We start from the raw sequence: 15046 nt of genomic DNA on the forward strand, positions 1-15046 counted from the left end.
AAAAATTGCGGGTCGTATTGTCGTTTCGGCAGAAGAAACTGACAATTCGGCAGGTGTGATGGATACGATCGACCGCAAGCTCCTTGCCCTGCTGCGCAAGGATGGGCGCGCCTCGCTTTCCGCTCTCGCGGAAGAGCTGAAGGTCTCGCGCGGCACGGTGCAGAACCGGATGGAGCGGCTGACGCGCGACGGGGTCATTGCCGGCTTTTCCGTGCGCGTGACCGAGGCGGACGACCCGCATGCCGTGCGCGCCATCATGATGATCGAGATCACCGGCCAGAAGACGCTGGCCGCGATCCAGGCGCTGCGCGGTCTCCCGGAAGTCCGGGCGCTGCACACGACCAACGGCGCCTGGGATCTCGTGGCGGAAATCCACGCGGACAATCTAGTGGAGTTCGAGCGCGTGCTGCGTGGCGTCCGCGCGATGGATGGCGTTTCGAAATCGGAGACCAGCCTGCTGCTGACGACCTTGTGAGCGCGTGCAGGCCTACGGCATCACGATGTCGATTTCCTCGCCGGTCGAGGAATAGGTGATGCGTCCACCCTTCCAGCCATCGGCCGCCTCCAGCCGGATTTCCAGCGTTACCTTGCCGTCCGGCGAAGGCACCATGAAGCTGCCGTCCGGCGACATCAGCTGGCCGATCGAGAAGGTGTAGCGTGCCACGGCCATTTCCGAGCCCACCTGCAGGCGGGTGAAGGTGCGGGCTGTCAGCGCGCCGAGTTTTTCGGTGGAGAAGAAGGCGAGGTCCTGCATGCGGAAGAGCCGCTCTGGCCGGAACTCCGCATCCCACGGCATCATCATGCTCGAGGCGGTGATGCCGCGATCGTTGGCGTTGTAGTCGCGCATGGTGCCGGGCGTATCGGGCACTTCGGCGAGCAGGCTCATCGAATCCTTGCTGATGATGATTTCGGCAAAGCGCGCGTTCTTGCCGAACTGCTCGCCGATCGTGTCGAGCGTCTGCCATGCCGTGGCCGGATCCAGCCAGTTGCGCTTCGGCTTGCGGGCATCGGGCAGGTTGGCGGCGCGCACGGTGCCGTCCGTGGTCACCTCCACGGTGCCGCTGGCGCTGAACAGCGTCATTTCTCCCGGCTGGCCGAGATCGGTGAAATGCACCACCCAGCGCAGCTCCGGCTTGCCGGGGCCGTCTGTCGAGAGCTTCAGCATCATGTAACTCATCGTCGACTTGTCGTTCTGCCAGGCAGCCTTCGCCTTGTCGCGGATCATCGAGAGTTTCGAGAGGTCGACATCCCCGATCGAAAAGCCGGGCAAAGCCGATGTGCCGGGGAACATCGGCGACGTGATGGGCGAGCGCGTGACGCCGGAAATGTCCCAGGAATAGCCGACCGTGGTTTCCGGCAGGCTGGGATGGTCGGCCTTCACCTGCACGGATTTCGGATAGACCGTCAGATCGCGGACAATGGGCTTGCTGCCAATGACGGAGGCGAGGCTTTCCAGCGCGGCCTCCTTCGGCCAGTCCTCGTCCCTGAAGAAATCCATCTGGCGGGCGCGGTTGGTGTTGGAGAGGTCGCCGCCGATGATCGTGCCCTCGGCATCCGCATAGACGGTGGCGCTTTCACGCGGCGAAGCGACGTAGATCGCCCAGCGGATATCGCCATAGGAGGGCGTCGGCAGAAGGTTCACGCGCCGCGATATCTCGATCGACTGCACCGCGCCGCCGCCTTCGAGCTTGGCATAGCCGATGGCGTGGGTGGCGACCTGGTCGGCCTTGGCAAGGGGAACCGCATCGAGCGGAAAGAGGCCGCTTGCAAGATCGGACACCATGGCCGGCGCCGATCGCGCGGACGGGCCGCCGACGATCTCGGCCTGGAAGAAGAGGAGGCGGGTCGCCTGACGCACCCGCCACTCATCCACGTCGCCGGTTCCGGCACCCTCGACGACGAGGTTCACTTCCTTTTCGGTGATTCGGATCGTGTGCACCCGCGGCGTCTTGCCGAGCGCTTCGGCGACCCGCCCTGCCGCGCGGGCGGCTTCGCCGGGGCCGGTAATGTAGCTTTCCGCGGCGCCGGCGGGCGAAAAGGCAAGGAGGAACAGCGCGAACCAGGCGGCCAGGAATGCCCGTACTGTGCAGGAAACAACACCCATGAGCGATCCTCCGCCCGCAACCGGAATGCGCATCATCCGCACTGGGTAACGGTGTGGCAAGCCGGTTTATTCCGCGAGCGACGAAAAGCGGCTTTCCATTGCCGGTCAGCCGGTTACACTTGCCGGGCATTGCCGGAAAACCTCGAAAGCCCCCATGTCGCTGCGCCTCGCCACGTTCAACATCGAAAACCTCATGACCCGTTTCGATTTCACGGGTTTTCGCAACCAGCTTCGCCAGGACCGCGTGCTGCGCCTCTTCGACATCCGCAACGAGGCGGAGTACCAGCGGCTGGAGGAGGCGCGCACCATCGCGCATACCGACGATGCCCGTCAGCATTCGGCGCTCGCCATCGCAGACGCGGATGCCGACATTCTCTGCCTGCAGGAAACCGACAACATGGCGGCCCTGCAGGCGTTCGAATACGGCTATCTCTTCCGCATGGTCGGCAATGGCTACCGGCAGAAATACCTGATCGAGGGCAATGACAGCCGCGGCATCGACGTGTCCGTGCTGATGCGTGAGGAGACGCGTGACGGCCAGCGCATCGAATGCGTCGATATTCGCAGCCATGCGGCGGTCACCTATCGCGATTTCGACCTCTACACGCCGGATCTCGGACAGGGCCACAATCCGGATGACAGGATCTTCAAGCGGGATTGCCTGGAGATGGACCTGCGCATTGGCGGCCGGCCGCTGACGCTCTATGTGGTGCATTTCAAGTCGATGGGGTCGAGCAGGGACGGTGTCGACGGGCGCCAATCGACCATGCCGGTGCGCATGGCCGAGGTGCGGGCGGTGCGCCGGATCATCGAGAAACGCTTCGGTGCCGGCCACACGGCGGACAAGGCCTTCGCGATCTGCGGCGACATGAACGACTATCAGGAGAAGCTGGCGGTCGAGGGCGACAAGCGCAACGGCTATCGTTTTATCCCCCGCAGGGAGCCGGTGAGCGCGCTTGACGCCTTCACGGTGGATAGTTTTGCCGTCAACCCGATGCTGCGCCGGCCGGTGGACGATCGCTGGACGCTCTATCACAGCCGGGGGCCGGAGGAGCGCCACCTCTGCCAGCTCGACTATATCTGGCTTTCGCCCTCGCTTGCCGAGCGCAATGCACAGCGCATGCCCGAAATCATCCGCGCCGGCCAACCCTTCCGAACACCCTTCCCGCCGGGGCAAGAGGTGGAACGGTATCCGCGCGTCGGCTGGGACCGGCCGAAGGCCTCGGACCATTGCCCCGTCGTGATGACGCTCGATCTGTAGGCGCCCGGGCGTGCGGGAAGCAGAAAGTCCAGGCGGCGCGCATGGCATGATTTTCCCTTGCCCGCTGCCTGTGCCTCGGGCAATTCTAGCACAATGCCTTCGGGCAAAAACTGAACAGGGAGAATACCTTGCCCCGTCGCTACGCCATCTATGACGTCTTCACCGACACGCGGCTTGCGGGCAATCCGCTGGCCGTCGTCTTCGATGCCGATGATCTCGACGACGGCACGATGCAGCGCATTGCCGGCGAGTTCAATCTTTCCGAGACCGTCTTCGTGAAGACACCGGAAAACCCGGCGCACAGCGCGCGCCTGCGCATTTTCACGCCGGGCCGGGAGCTGCCGTTTGCCGGCCATCCGACGGTCGGCGCGGCAATCGCCATTGCCGAGGCGGGCGAGGGCGGCGAGGCCGGCCCGCGTGATCTCGTCAGCGTGCTGGAGGAGAATGTCGGCCCGGTGCGCTGCGCGGTGAAGCTCGGCATCCAGAAGGCGGCCTTCGCCGAGTTCGACCTGCCGCGCAAGGCGGCACGTCTGGAGGCGACGTTCGACCGGCAGGCGCTCGCCGATGCGTTCAGCCTGAAACCCGGCCAGATCGGCTTCGAGAATCACGTTCCCTCGCTGTGGAGTGCCGGCGTCGCCTTCGTGATGATCCCGGTGCACGATCTTGCGGCCGCCGCTGCGGTCGAGTTCGATCCGACGCTCTGGGAGCGCTGCGCGCCCTTCGCGGAAGGGCGACTTGCCTCGGCCTATCTTTATTGCCGCGGCGGCGTCAATCATCTCGCGCGCTTCCATACCCGCATGTTCGCGCCCGATATGGGCATCGCCGAGGACCCGGCGACGGGCGCCGCGGTCGCCGCCATGTCCGGGGCCATCCACTTCTTCGACAAGCTGGTGGACGGCCACCATCCGCTGTTGATCGAACAGGGTGTCGAAATGGGCCGTCCCTCGTTCATTCACCTGCACCTCGATATTGCGGGCGGGGCGATCGCCGGCGCGCGCATCGGCGGCGAGGCGGTTCGCATCGCGTGGGGAACGCTGGATTTGTGACGGTTATTTTGCGGTGCGGAAGAAATTTGTCCGCAGACGCATCTTTTTTCGGGATGGCTATAGACAAGCTCCGCGAACGCCTTTATACGCCCGGTCAGACCGCTGGAGCGGTCAAGTGGGTGATTAGCTCAGTTGGTAGAGCAGCTGACTCTTAATCAGCGGGTCCACGGTTCGAGCCCGTGATCACCCACCATTTTTCTCTTAAGAGAGAAATGGTTACGCTGATTTCTTCCTGTAAAACATAAACTAGGCCCTAGGGGCCTCTCCGCTGGTCCGGGACGTTTTCTGCCGTGCAGGTGCTCGCTGCTGAAGGTGTTGGCTGGGCCTGTTCTGCTGCGTCCTTTTCAGGCGTATTGCTGGCCGGCGCGGGTCTGGGCGGGGACCGGTTTTGGGTCGAACCTCTCCGGGAGGTCGGTGCCAAACTGCATCTGCCAATAGAGGGTCAGGATGTAGTTGCGCGTCAGCGGGGCGAGCGGCAGGGCGGGGGTGTCCTGGACCGGGGTCCATATCGCCTCGTCGATCTCCGTCGTCGGTGCGACCGTTTCATCCTGCAACCTGACCAGAAACACATAGGCGATGATGAGGTGATCCGGCGCATCGGCCGCCTCGGCTTCGAAGCAGCCGAAGGGTGCCATCCGCGAGGGCGGGATGACAAGGCCGAGCTCCGCATGCAGCCGGCGGGCAAGGGCCGCCTTGGGCGCTTCCCCATCCCGTATGGTGCCGCCCGCCTGCATGAACAGGGGCATGCCGCGCTTGCGCAGCAGGAGCGTCTCGCCGTTTTCGCGAACGACGAGGGCGACAGCGATGCGAATTTCTTCCTGCATGGTATCCGTCGGCCTCTTTCATCAGGGGACCCTTCGGCCGGTGTTTCGCCGCTTAGAGGCGCCGCCCTGTGGATTATCCCTATCGTTATATTTCATGAAATATAACGATAGGGAAGAGGGCGCGTTGCGCGTCTCTGCACGATTGCCTCGCGAACCGGGAGCGCCTGGCCTCAGGTGAGGACGTAGTCGACCGGGGCGGGCATGGGCGGCAGGTCGGTTTCGCCGAGTGCGCAGCGCAGATGGATTTCGATCGTCGTGGCATAGGCCGAGATCGGCAGGTCGTTCGGCATCAGGCCAAAAGGCTCTTCCAGTTCCTCGCCGAGCGCATCGAGGCCGAAGAACGTATAGGCGACGAGCATGACGGCGAGCGGCGTCGCCCAGCCCAGCATGTCGGCGAAACCGAAGGGCAGGATGAAGCAGAAGAGGTAGGCGGTGCGGTGCAGGAGCAGGGTATAGGCGAAGGGCAGAGGCGTGTTGGCGAGGCGTTCGCAACCGACCAGCGCCTGCGTCAGTCGCCCGAGGCTTTCGTTGAGGGCAAGGGCCTCGACGGACGCGAGGCGGTTCTGGCGCAGCATGCGGCCGATCAATGCCGCCACGCTGTGCAGGACAGCGTCCGCCGGATGGGCGGGCAGCGCGGCCTCGCCTGTCGCCTGGCTGGTCGTTTCCCGGCGCAGTTGCCGGACGGCGGCGTGGCCGAAGGCGATGATCGCGGCGAGGATCTCCCGCCGCTCCTGCGACGGTGTGCCGGAGCCGTCGTCGAGCACGACCGTCTGCCGCGCGATATCGCGGGCGGTGTGAAGGATCTGCCCCCAGAGCTTGCGCGCTTCCCACCAGCGATCGTAGCAGGCGCTGTTGCGAAAGCTGAGGAAAATGGAGAGGGCGATGCCGATCAGTGTCAGGGGCGCAGGATTGACGCCGGGAACGAGGTTTGGCGCATAGCGGTGTGCGGTGACGACGGCGGCGGAGAGCACGCCGACTGCGGCGAGCTGCGGCCATGTGCGCAGGATCACCGACCCCTTCAGAACGAAGAACAGCATGAGCAGGCTGGGGCGAGGGCGAATGATCATGGGCGGCGATCGTCCGTTCGGCTATGGAGAGAGGATTCGGTTTGTAGAAGCATGGCCGTCGCTATATCTTTGAAAATACATCGTGCCGCCGGAGGGCCGGATGTGGCCGTCTTGTCGACGGAAGGACGCTTCCGGCGCCCGGAACGCCCTGCCGTGCAAAGGACCCTTGAATGACCGAACCCGCCGATATCCTCTTGTTTTCCTACGGCACGCTCCAGTTGGCAAGCGTTCAGCTCTCGTCCTTCGGCCGCCTGCTGGATGGCGAGGACGATGCGATGACGGGCTATCGCACGGACAAGGTCGAGATCACCGATCCGGAGGTGTTGCGCAAGAGCGGCGAGCGCTTTCATCTGATCGTCGTTCCCTCGGAGAAGGCGGAGGACGAGGTGCCGGGCAAGGTCTTCCGTATCACCGCGAAGGAACTCACCGCGGCAGACGCCTATGAAGTCTCGGATTACAAGCGGGTCGAGGTCTTCCTGAAATCGGGCCGGCGTGCCTTCGTCTACGTCAAGGCATAGGGGACGGGCGCGGCGATGAACGAGGAGGCGCCGAAATCGCTCCGGGATGCGCTGGCCTTCATAGCCGGCTACATCGAAGCACCGCTTCCACCGGTGCGCATGGCGCTCTCCGCAGCCTTCGGCCATGTCCTTGCCGAGGATATCGTCGCATCCACCTGCCTGCCGCGCTTCGATAATGCCGCGATGGACGGTTTTGCCATCCGCTCGTCTGATATTGGCCCGGACGGGACTGCGGTTCTGAGGATCGTGCAGACGATCACCGCGGGCCAGATTGTCGTGCCGGCGCTGTGCCCCGGCGAGGCGGTGCGCATCACGACGGGCGCGCCGGTTCCGCCCGGTGCCGACCGCATCGTCGTGCAGGAGGCTGCGGAGATCAAGGGCGGGGAGGTGCGCCTTCGTGTCCGGGACGGAACCAAGCCGAATATCCGCCGCGTCGGCGAGGATGTTTCGCGGGGTGACACTCTGCTTGAGGCAGGTGCACGCATCGGCCCCGGCCAGATGGCGCTGCTTGCTGCCCTCGGCCTTCGCTCCGTGCTGGTGGCGCCGCGGCCGAAGGTGGCGCTGCTGTCCACCGGTGACGAACTGGTGGACAGTCCCGGTTTGCTGGCGGCTGGCCAAGTTTTTGACAGCAATCGTCCGATGCTGTCGCATATGCTGCTTGCAGCCGGCGCCGCGGTGACGGATCTCGGCATGGCGCATGACGATCCGGAGGTGATCCTTGAACGTCTCGTCGAGGCGGCGGCGGATCACGACCTTCTCATCTCCTCAGGCGGCGCGTCCGTCGGCTTTGCCGATCATCTGGCGAGGGTTGTTTCCCGTCGCGGCTTCCTCGAGTTCTGGAAGCTGGACATGCGGCCGGGCAAGCCGGTCGGCTTCGGCGATATCGATGACTGTCCGATCCTGCTCCTGCCGGGAAACCCGCTGGCTGCGGCGGTCAGCTTCACACTTCTCGGCCGGGCGGTTCTCGCGCGGCTGGAGGGGCGGCCGTTAAATGCCAGCGTCCTGCGCCTGCCGGTCGATCGCCCGCTCGCAAGATCCGCCGGGCGGATCGAGGTGCATTTGGGGCGGCTCCGGCTCGATTCCAGGAGTCGCGCAACGGCCGTGGAGCCGCTACCCTATGGCGGATCCGCAAGCCTGCGCCATCTCGCGCTTGCGGATGTCATGATTGTTCTCGAACCCGGGGAGGGGGTGATCGACGCGGGGGAGAATGTCGACACGCTGCCGGTCTGGCAGGGATTTCCCGGCTGATCGGTGCTCCTGCCTGTTGCCATGTCGATGCAAAGCACGGATATATTTCCCAAAATATATCGTAGGAGAGATTCATGCCGGCCTTGCGCTGCCTTGTCGTTCTTTTTGCCCTGTTCCTTTCGGCCTTGCCCGCTGCGGCGCGTTCGATCACCGATGCGGCCGGGCGCGTCGTGGACATTCCCGACAAGGTGGAGCGGGTGCTCGCCGCCGGCCCACCGGCCTCGGTGCTGGTCTATGTGCTGGCGCCGGAAAAGCTCGCCGGCTGGGTGCGCGAGCCGAAGGCGGAGGAAAAGGTCTTTCTGCTGCCGGCGACCCGGGACCTTCCCACGTTCGGCCAGCTCACCGGCAAGGGTGGCACGGCCAATATCGAGGCGGTGCTGGCGGCAAAGCCTGACATCATCATCGATGTCGGCACGGTGAACCCGACCTATGCCTCCCTTGCCGACAAGGTGCAGGCGCAGACCGGCATACCCTATGTGCTTGTCGACGGTGCCTTTGCCCGAACCGGCGCGATGCTGCGCGAGACCGGGGCGATACTCGGCGTCGCGGCGCGGGCGGAGACGCTTGCCGCCTATGCCGATGAAAGGCTGGCCGCGCTGGAAAAGGGTCTTGCCGACATTCCTGAGGACAAGCGCCCCGCCGTCTACTACGGTCGCGGCGCGGAAGGGCTGGAGACGGGCCTTGCGGGCTCTATCAACATGGAGATCCTCGAAGCTGTCGGCGCCCGCAATGTCGCGGCTGCTGCGGGCAAGGGCGGCCTCACCCAGGTCTCGCTGGAACAGATCCTCTCCTGGAAGCCGGACGTCATTCTCGCCGCCTCGCCGAAATTTGCGAAAACCGTGGAGGACGACCCGCTCTGGGCGGGACTGGACGCGGTGAAGGCCGGCCGTATCCACGCGACGCCGACGTTGCCCTTCGGCTGGATCGATTCGCCGCCCGGCATCAACCGCCTGATCGGCATCGCCTGGCTGGAACACACGCTCTATCCGGACGTGTTTCCCGCGGTGCTCGATGAGGAGGTGCGTGCCTTCTTCAAGCTGTTCTACCAGGTGGAGCTCAGCGACGAGCAGCTTGCAACGCTGCTGAAAGGTGCGGCGAAGTAGATGCGGCCACGCGCTGCCCCACCGGGCCGGCTTGCCGTGATGCTCGGTCTTGCCGGCCTCGTTGGGTTGGTGGCCCTCTCGATGATGGTCGGCAAATACGGCGACGGGCCGCAGCCGCTTTTTACCGCCCTCAGGCAGCTCGTGACGGGCGAGACGACAGATCCGCTGCTCGCCACCGTCCTCTGGAACGTGCGCCTGCCGCGCGTCATGGCGGCCGTCGTCGTCGGCGCGGGACTGGCGGCGGCGGGCGCGACCTATCAGGGCCTGTTCCGCAATCCGCTCGTCTCGCCGGACCTGCTCGGCGTCTCGGTCGGCGCCAGCCTCGGGGCGGTGCTCGGCATCTTCCTCTCCCTGCCGGTGCTCGCCATCCAGCTCGCCGCTTTTGCCGGCGGTCTCATGGCGGTGATTGTCGTCACCGGCATTGGCGCGCTGGTGCGCGAGCGCGATCCGGTGCTGACGCTGGTGCTTGCCGGCATCGCCATCCAGGCGCTGATCGGCGCCGGCATTTCGCTGATCAAGGTCCTGGCCGACCCCTACGACCAGCTCCCGGCCATCACCTATTGGCTGCTCGGCAGCATGACGGCGATCACCCGCTTCGACGTGCTCTCCATCCTGCCCGCCGTCGTCCTCGGCCTCGTGCCGCTGCTGCTGCTGCGCTGGCGGATGAACATCCTGACGCTCGGCGAGGAGGAGGCGCGCACGCTGGGCATCGATACGGTGAAGACGCGCATCGCCCTTATCGCCGGTGCGACGCTGGTGACGGCCGCGACGGTCTCCGTGACCGGCATCATCGGCTGGATCGGCCTCGTCATCCCGCATATCGCCCGCATGCTCGTCGGGCCGGATTTCCGGCGCCTGCTGCCGGCCGCCATGCTCTTCGGCGCGGCCTATCTCCTCGTCGTCGACATGCTGGCGCGCTCCATCGCGGACATCGAGGTGCCGCTCGGTATCCTGACGGCAACCGTCGGCGCGCCCTTTTTCCTGTGGCTGCTGATCGCCGGAAAGCGGGGCTGGTAACGAGGCGCTTGCCGCGCGCGTCGTCGCGGCAAGCGGTGTTCAATCGGGATGTTAGTCGACCGCGACCATCACGTCGGACGCCTTGACGACCGCATAGGCTTCGCCACCGACGGCAAGGTCCAGTTCGTCGACGGCTTCGTTGGTGATCGACGCGGTGACGACGGCGCCGCCGGCGACCTCGATACGGACATGGGCGGTGGTCGCACCCTTCGTCACTTCGATGATCTTGTCCTTGAGGCGGTTGCGGGCGCTGATTTTCATCGGGCTCTCCTGTGCTCCTGTCTTTGACGGCGCGCCATAATACGCCGCGTTACCCGGTGACTACCACGCAAACCGGGAGAACACCTCCAGATTTGCCGGCGCTTCTCAAAAAACCACCGTACGTAATATTTCTAAAAATATAACGTTGTTGCCGACCGGGGATAGCTGCTATCCCTTCGCTTCCGATCGGAGGATTCCTTCATGCTCGCACGTCTTGCCACTGCCCCGAAGATCGCGCTCGCGATCGCCGGCCTTCTCTTCGCCGCGCCTGCCTGGGCGGATCGCGTCGTCACCGACCAGATCGGCCGGCAGGTGCACGTTCCCGACGTGGTGAACCGCGTCGTCATCCTGCAGCACCAGACCCTCAACATCGCCGTGCAGCTCGATGCGATGGACAAGGTCGTTGGCGTGCTCGACGAGTGGAAGAAGCAGCTCGGCGCCAAGTACGTGCGGCTGGTGCCGAACCTTCCCGACCTTGCCATGCCGGGCGGCTTGACCAAGGTAAACATCGAGGAGCTGCTGACGCTGAAGCCCGACGTGGTGTTCGTCACGAACTACGCGCCGGCCGACATGGTCAAGCAGATCGAGGAGGCCGGGCTTGCCGTCGTCGCCATATCGCTGCTCGACGTACCGCCGGAAGAAGCCGTCAAGATGAACCCTGATGTCGCGGATGAGCCGGCGGCGATCGATGCAGGGTTTGCGGCCGGCGTGCGGCTGATTGCCGATATTCTCGACCGCGAGGAGAAGGGCGAGGCGATGATCGCGGCCACAAGGAAGACCCGTGCCCTTGTTGCCGAGCGCCTTGCCGACATTCCCGAGGACAAGCGTGTCCCCGTCTACATGGCCAACCCCGAACTTTCGACCTATGGCCGCGGCAAATATACCGGCCTGATGATGGAGCGCGCCGGCGCCCGCAACGTCGCCAACGAGATCGCCGGCTTCAAGCAGGTGACCATGGAGGATGTGCTCAAATGGAATCCCTCCGTCATCTTCGTGCAGGAGCGCTACCCGGCCGTGGTCGACGAGATCAAGGCGGCGGCCTCCTGGCAGACGATCGACGCCGTCAGGAACGGCCGCATCTATCTGATGCCGCAATATGCCAAGGCGTGGGGGTATCCGATGCCGGAAGCCATGGCGCTCGGCGAACTCTGGATGGCGAAGGAACTCTATCCGGAACGTTTCGCGGATATCGACATGCAGAAGGAAGCGGACGCCTACTACAAGGAATTCTACCGCACCGATTATCGCGCCGGCCAATGAGCGGTGGGGCGGCTGTGCGACGGCCGGCCGGGGCAACGGTGGCAGTGCTGCTGATCGTGCTGACGGTCGCCGCCATCGCCGCGCTCGGCATCGGTCGTTACGACATTCCCTTTGCGCGTGTGATCGCCATTCTGCTGGCGCCGATCAGCCCGCCGGAGGTTCCCGTCACGCCGATGGAGGCGAATGTCGTCTTCACGGTGCGTTTGCCGCGTATTCTCCTCGCCGTGCTGGCGGGGGCGGGGCTTGCTCTGTCCGGGGCGGCACTGCAGGGCGTGTTCCGCAATCCGCTGGTCGGGCCGCAAGTGGTCGGCGTCTCCTCGGGGGCTGCCTTCGGCGGGACGCTCGCGATCCTCTTCAGCCTCCCGCGTTATGGGCTCCTCGCCTCGGCCTTCGCCTTCGGGCTGTCGGCCCTCGTTCTCGTCTACGCCCTCAACGGCATCGTCGCCCGCCGCAACATTCTCGCGCTGGTTCTCGCCGGGGTCGTCATCACCGGCTTCTTCAGCGCTCTCGTCAGCCTGCTGCAATACCTCGCCGATACCGAGGACAAGCTGCCGGCCATGGTGTTCTGGCTGCTCGGCAGTTTTGCCACCGCGAACCGGGACAAGCTTCTCCTGGTTGCCGCGCCGGTCGTGTTGGGCGGTGTGCTGCTCATCGGCCTTCGCTGGCGCATCAATCTCCTGTCGATGGGCGATGAGGACGCCCGCACCCTCGGTGTTGCCGTCGAGCCGCTGCGCTGGCTGGTGCTCGTTCTGGTCTCGTGCATCGTCGCCGCGCAGGTCGCCGTCAGCGGGGTCATCGGCTGGGCCGGGCTCGTCGTGCCGCATATGGCGCGTTTGCTGGTTGGGCCGGATCATCGTGTCATGATGCCGGCCTCGCTCCTTCTCGGTGCCCTCTATCTCCTCGCGATCGACACGGTCGCGCGTACGGTCACATCGACGGAAATCCCGCTCGGCATCCTGACGGCGCTGATCGGCACGCCAGTCTTTGCTCTGGTGCTGCGGCAGACCCAGAAAGGCGGCCATGGCCTCTGATCTCGTCATGCTGCATCTCGACACGGCTGGTCACTCCTATGACGGCGACCGCTGGCAGTTCCGCGCACTCGATCTCGATCTCCGCGCCGGGGAGATCACCGCGATCCTCGGCCCGAACGGTCGCGGCAAATCCACCCTGCTGCGTGTGCTCGCGGGGCTGCTGACGCCGACCTCCGGCACCGTCGAAACCAATCCGCGAACCGGTGTCGTGCCGCAGGAGTTTTCCGGTGCCTTTCCTTATTCCGTACTGGATATCGTGCTGATGGGGCGCGCCCGGCACGTTGCCCTGTTCGGCACGCCGGGTGCGGCGGACGTCGAGAAGGCGATGACGGCGCTGGAGGCGACCGGCATGGCCGGCTATGCGGCGCGCAGCATCGGCTCTCTGTCGGGCGGGGAGCGCCAGCTCGTCCTGATCGCCCGGGCGCTGGCCGGGGAGAACGATGTGCTGCTGCTCGATGAACCCGCCTCCGCGCTCGATTTGAAGAACCAGGACATCGTGCTCTCGCTGCTCGGACGGCTGGCCGACAGCCAGAAACTGGCGATCGCCTTCACGACCCATCAGCCGAACCATGCGACCGCGATCGCCGACAAGGTCCTCCTCATGCTGCCGGAAACCCAGACCCTGTTCGGCCCGACCGCGACGGTCATGACGGAAGCGAGCCTCGAGGCGCTCTACGGTGTTCCCGTCCGCGGCGTTCGGCTCGGCGGCGGGGAGCGGGAGGAGACCGCTTTCGTGCCGCTTTTCCGGCAGAGGGTGCGCAGGAGAAAGCAGGATGACTGAGGCCGTCCGCATCCTCGCCGCCGGCAGCCTGCGGCACGCCCTGCCGGACATTGCCGATGCCTTCCGGGAGGCCGCCGGCGTTCCAGTTTCCGTATCGCTGGGGCCGGCCGGGCTGTTGCGCGAACGGATCGAGGCGGGCGAGCCCTTCGATCTCTTTGCCTCCGCCAACATGGCCCATCCGCAGCATCTTGCGTCGACCGGGCTGACGGAGGAAGCGGTCTGTTTTACGCGCAACCGGCTCGTCGTTCTCGCCCGCACCGGCCTCGGGCTGACCGCGGAAAATCTCGTGACGGTGCTTTCGGCCCCTTCGACCCGGATCGGCATGTCGACGCCGGGCGACGATCCGTCGGGCGACTATGCGTTCGACATGTTCGATCGTCTGGAGGCCCATCATCGCGGTCTCGGCGAAACGCTCAAGGCCCGGGCCCTGCAACTGGTCGGCGGGCGTCATTCGCCGCCGGGGCGTAGTGCCGCGGGTTTGATCGCCGAGGGCATAGTCGATCTTTTCCTCGGCTATGCATCGAATGCCCGTCTCCACGCAAAGCACCCCGCTTTCGGCATCGTGGCGATCCCGCCCGCCTACGCGCCGGATACCGCCTATGGCCTGGCGCTACGCAAAGGCGCGGCAGAGGACGCCGCCACCTTCCGGGACTTCCTGTTGTCTGAAGCGGCAGAGCGGCTTCTGCTGCGGAACGGGTTCGAAAGCCGTGACGGCGCAGTGCATCGCCGTCAGCGATGACTTGAGAGCAGGTGAGATAGCTTGCCCGCGGTCGACTTCACGAACGTCGCCATCTCGGTTTCCTCGAAGCGGCTATGCATCCTCGCGCTCATGCCCACGATGCCGACGGTGAGGAACACGTCTCCGTGTTCGAAGGTGACGGGGGCCGCGAGCGCGAAGACGCCCGGGTCGAACTCCATGTCGTTCACGGCATATCCCCGCTGGCGCACCGCATCCAGTTGCTGCCGGATCTCGGCCCGGTCGACGGTCGTGCCGGCCTGAAACCGGGGGATATCCGCGCTGAGCACGTCCGCGATGAAATCCTCGTTCTGGAATGCCAGCATGGCCTTGCCGCTTGCGGTTGCGTGAAAGGGGAATTCATATCCGGGGTGGATCAGCGAGGATGGCGCTTCCTGCGGGAAGGCAAAGGCCTCCAGCTTGATCTTTCCGGCCACCAGCCGGCAAATGAAAGCCACTTCCTGCAGCTTGTTGGCCAGTTCGGTCAGGAGCGGCGAGGCGATCTTCTCGATCGGGGCATCCCCGAAGCTCAGGTTGAGGAGGCGCCGCAGGCGTGGGCCGGTAAGATAGACCTTCTTGTTCGGCGCCGCCTCGAGATACCCGACATCCAGCAGAGTATTGGTGATGCGGTGGGCCGAAGAGACCGGGATCTGCGCTGCGTTGGCGATATCCTGAAGGGTCAGGCCGGACGACGAAAACGCAACGGCGTCCAGGACGGTCGCGATCCGCCGCAGCGGGTTCGATCCCTTTTCAGACCCATTTTCCTTCGTTTTGCTCATTCACTTGATC

16 protein-coding genes and 1 tRNA gene are annotated in these 15046 nt (G+C 65.1%); 12 read left to right on the forward strand and 5 right to left on the reverse strand.

Going from position 1 to position 15046, the window contains the following annotated elements:
* The first annotated feature begins 58 nt into the window (after nt 1–58).
* A complete protein-coding gene (locus tag EXZ48_RS09030) occupies nt 59–475 on the forward strand; it encodes an Lrp/AsnC family transcriptional regulator (protein ID WP_023515667.1) in 417 nt (138 codons plus the stop codon).
* A 12-nt stretch (nt 476–487) separates the two neighbouring features.
* On the opposite strand, the gene EXZ48_RS09035 is transcribed toward EXZ48_RS09030, so the two are convergent.
* Complete coding sequence (locus tag EXZ48_RS09035; RefSeq protein ID WP_130515431.1) at nt 488–2104, reverse strand: hypothetical protein; 1617 nt, start codon at nt 2102–2104, stop codon at nt 488–490.
* 154 nt (nt 2105–2258) lie between these two features.
* Here EXZ48_RS09035 and EXZ48_RS09040 point away from each other — a divergent pair, with 154 nt between their 5' ends.
* The 3 genes from EXZ48_RS09040 to EXZ48_RS09050 all read left to right on the forward strand — a co-directional run bounded on the left by EXZ48_RS09040 (nt 2259) and on the right by EXZ48_RS09050 (nt 4604).
* A complete protein-coding gene (locus EXZ48_RS09040; RefSeq protein ID WP_130515433.1) occupies nt 2259–3365 on the forward strand; it encodes an endonuclease/exonuclease/phosphatase family protein in 1107 nt (368 codons plus the stop codon).
* A gap of 128 nt (nt 3366–3493) precedes the next feature.
* Nucleotides 3494–4411: a PhzF family phenazine biosynthesis protein gene (locus EXZ48_RS09045; RefSeq protein WP_023515670.1), complete on the forward strand. Its 918-nt coding sequence runs from the start codon at nt 3494–3496 to the stop codon at nt 4409–4411.
* Nucleotides 4412–4528: 117 nt separating this feature from the next.
* A tRNA-Lys gene (locus EXZ48_RS09050) sits at nt 4529–4604 on the forward strand.
* Between the two features lie 151 nt (nt 4605–4755).
* Here EXZ48_RS09050 and EXZ48_RS09055 read toward each other — a convergent pair.
* Together EXZ48_RS09055 and EXZ48_RS09060 are read right to left on the reverse strand one after the other, a co-directional pair.
* Complete coding sequence (locus tag EXZ48_RS09055) at nt 4756–5235, reverse strand: NUDIX domain-containing protein (protein WP_130515435.1); 480 nt, start codon at nt 5233–5235, stop codon at nt 4756–4758.
* Nucleotides 5236–5405: 170 nt separating this feature from the next.
* Nucleotides 5406–6302, reverse strand: coding sequence for a bestrophin family protein (locus EXZ48_RS09060; RefSeq protein ID WP_130515437.1), 897 nt, complete (start codon nt 6300–6302; stop codon nt 5406–5408).
* 170 nt (nt 6303–6472) lie between these two features.
* On the opposite strand from EXZ48_RS09060, the gene EXZ48_RS09065 reads away from it, so the two are divergent.
* From EXZ48_RS09065 to EXZ48_RS09080, 4 genes are all read left to right on the forward strand, one after another.
* Entirely contained in the window at nt 6473–6820 is a 348-nt protein-coding gene (locus tag EXZ48_RS09065; protein WP_130515440.1) for a gamma-glutamylcyclotransferase family protein, read from the forward strand.
* 15 nt (nt 6821–6835) lie between these two features.
* Nucleotides 6836–8068 (forward strand): gephyrin-like molybdotransferase Glp, encoded by a 1233-nt coding sequence (gene glp, locus EXZ48_RS09070; protein WP_130515442.1) that lies wholly within the window; start codon nt 6836–6838, stop codon nt 8066–8068.
* Between the two features lie 74 nt (nt 8069–8142).
* Nucleotides 8143–9171, forward strand: a complete 1029-nt coding sequence (locus tag EXZ48_RS09075; protein ID WP_130515444.1) for an iron ABC transporter substrate-binding protein — start codon at nt 8143–8145, stop codon at nt 9169–9171.
* Nucleotides 9172–10188: an iron ABC transporter permease gene (locus EXZ48_RS09080; RefSeq protein WP_024270599.1), complete on the forward strand. Its 1017-nt coding sequence runs from the start codon at nt 9172–9174 to the stop codon at nt 10186–10188. It begins immediately after the preceding gene.
* 51 nt (nt 10189–10239) lie between these two features.
* Here EXZ48_RS09080 and EXZ48_RS09085 read toward each other — a convergent pair whose 3' ends face one another.
* The gene (locus tag EXZ48_RS09085) at nt 10240–10449 is read right to left on the reverse strand and encodes a molybdopterin-binding protein (protein ID WP_130515446.1); all 210 of its coding nucleotides are present in this window, start codon (nt 10447–10449) and stop codon (nt 10240–10242) included.
* A gap of 201 nt (nt 10450–10650) precedes the next feature.
* On the opposite strand from EXZ48_RS09085, the gene EXZ48_RS09090 reads away from it, so the two are divergent.
* From EXZ48_RS09090 to EXZ48_RS09105, 4 genes are read left to right on the forward strand one after another with little or no spacing between them, the layout of a single operon-like run.
* Nucleotides 10651–11709: an ABC transporter substrate-binding protein gene (locus EXZ48_RS09090; protein ID WP_130515448.1), complete on the forward strand. Its 1059-nt coding sequence runs from the start codon at nt 10651–10653 to the stop codon at nt 11707–11709.
* A complete protein-coding gene (locus EXZ48_RS09095) occupies nt 11706–12740 on the forward strand; it encodes an iron ABC transporter permease (RefSeq protein WP_130515450.1) in 1035 nt (344 codons plus the stop codon). The genes EXZ48_RS09090 and EXZ48_RS09095 overlap by 4 nt, the downstream gene beginning before the upstream one ends.
* Complete coding sequence (locus EXZ48_RS09100) at nt 12730–13521, forward strand: ABC transporter ATP-binding protein (RefSeq protein ID WP_130515452.1); 792 nt, start codon at nt 12730–12732, stop codon at nt 13519–13521. The genes EXZ48_RS09095 and EXZ48_RS09100 overlap by 11 nt, the downstream gene beginning before the upstream one ends.
* Nucleotides 13514–14260, forward strand: coding sequence for a molybdate ABC transporter substrate-binding protein (locus EXZ48_RS09105; protein WP_130515454.1), 747 nt, complete (start codon nt 13514–13516; stop codon nt 14258–14260). The genes EXZ48_RS09100 and EXZ48_RS09105 overlap by 8 nt, the downstream gene beginning before the upstream one ends.
* Here EXZ48_RS09105 and EXZ48_RS09110 read toward each other — a convergent pair.
* Complete coding sequence (locus EXZ48_RS09110) at nt 14251–15036, reverse strand: IclR family transcriptional regulator (RefSeq protein WP_130515455.1); 786 nt, start codon at nt 15034–15036, stop codon at nt 14251–14253. The genes EXZ48_RS09105 and EXZ48_RS09110 overlap by 10 nt on opposite strands.
* Between the last annotated feature and the right edge of the window lie 10 nt (nt 15037–15046).

The sequence above is a fragment of the Shinella sp. JR1-6 genome (genome assembly GCF_004284735.1).
In the GTDB taxonomy this organism is placed as follows: Bacteria; Pseudomonadota; Alphaproteobacteria; order Rhizobiales; family Rhizobiaceae; genus Shinella.

Coding starts and splice junctions, on each gene's coding strand:
- EXZ48_RS09030 (WP_023515667.1), top strand. CDS start 59: ATGGATACGATCGACCGCAAGCTCCTTGCCCTGCTGCGCAAGGATGGG.
- EXZ48_RS09035 (WP_130515431.1), bottom strand. CDS start 2,104: ATGGGTGTTGTTTCCTGCACAGTACGGGCATTCCTGGCCGCCTGGTTC.
- EXZ48_RS09040 (WP_130515433.1), top strand. CDS start 2,259: ATGTCGCTGCGCCTCGCCACGTTCAACATCGAAAACCTCATGACCCGT.
- EXZ48_RS09055 (WP_130515435.1), bottom strand. CDS start 5,235: ATGCAGGAAGAAATTCGCATCGCTGTCGCCCTCGTCGTTCGCGAAAAC.
- EXZ48_RS09060 (WP_130515437.1), bottom strand. CDS start 6,302: ATGATCATTCGCCCTCGCCCCAGCCTGCTCATGCTGTTCTTCGTTCTG.
- EXZ48_RS09065 (WP_130515440.1), top strand. CDS start 6,473: ATGACCGAACCCGCCGATATCCTCTTGTTTTCCTACGGCACGCTCCAG.
- glp (WP_130515442.1), top strand. CDS start 6,836: ATGAACGAGGAGGCGCCGAAATCGCTCCGGGATGCGCTGGCCTTCATA.
- EXZ48_RS09075 (WP_130515444.1), top strand. CDS start 8,143: ATGCCGGCCTTGCGCTGCCTTGTCGTTCTTTTTGCCCTGTTCCTTTCG.
- EXZ48_RS09080 (WP_024270599.1), top strand. CDS start 9,172: ATGCGGCCACGCGCTGCCCCACCGGGCCGGCTTGCCGTGATGCTCGGT.
- EXZ48_RS09085 (WP_130515446.1), bottom strand. CDS start 10,449: ATGAAAATCAGCGCCCGCAACCGCCTCAAGGACAAGATCATCGAAGTG.
- EXZ48_RS09090 (WP_130515448.1), top strand. CDS start 10,651: ATGCTCGCACGTCTTGCCACTGCCCCGAAGATCGCGCTCGCGATCGCC.
- EXZ48_RS09095 (WP_130515450.1), top strand. CDS start 11,706: ATGAGCGGTGGGGCGGCTGTGCGACGGCCGGCCGGGGCAACGGTGGCA.
- EXZ48_RS09100 (WP_130515452.1), top strand. CDS start 12,730: ATGGCCTCTGATCTCGTCATGCTGCATCTCGACACGGCTGGTCACTCC.
- EXZ48_RS09105 (WP_130515454.1), top strand. CDS start 13,514: ATGACTGAGGCCGTCCGCATCCTCGCCGCCGGCAGCCTGCGGCACGCC.
- EXZ48_RS09110 (WP_130515455.1), bottom strand. CDS start 15,036: ATGAGCAAAACGAAGGAAAATGGGTCTGAAAAGGGATCGAACCCGCTG.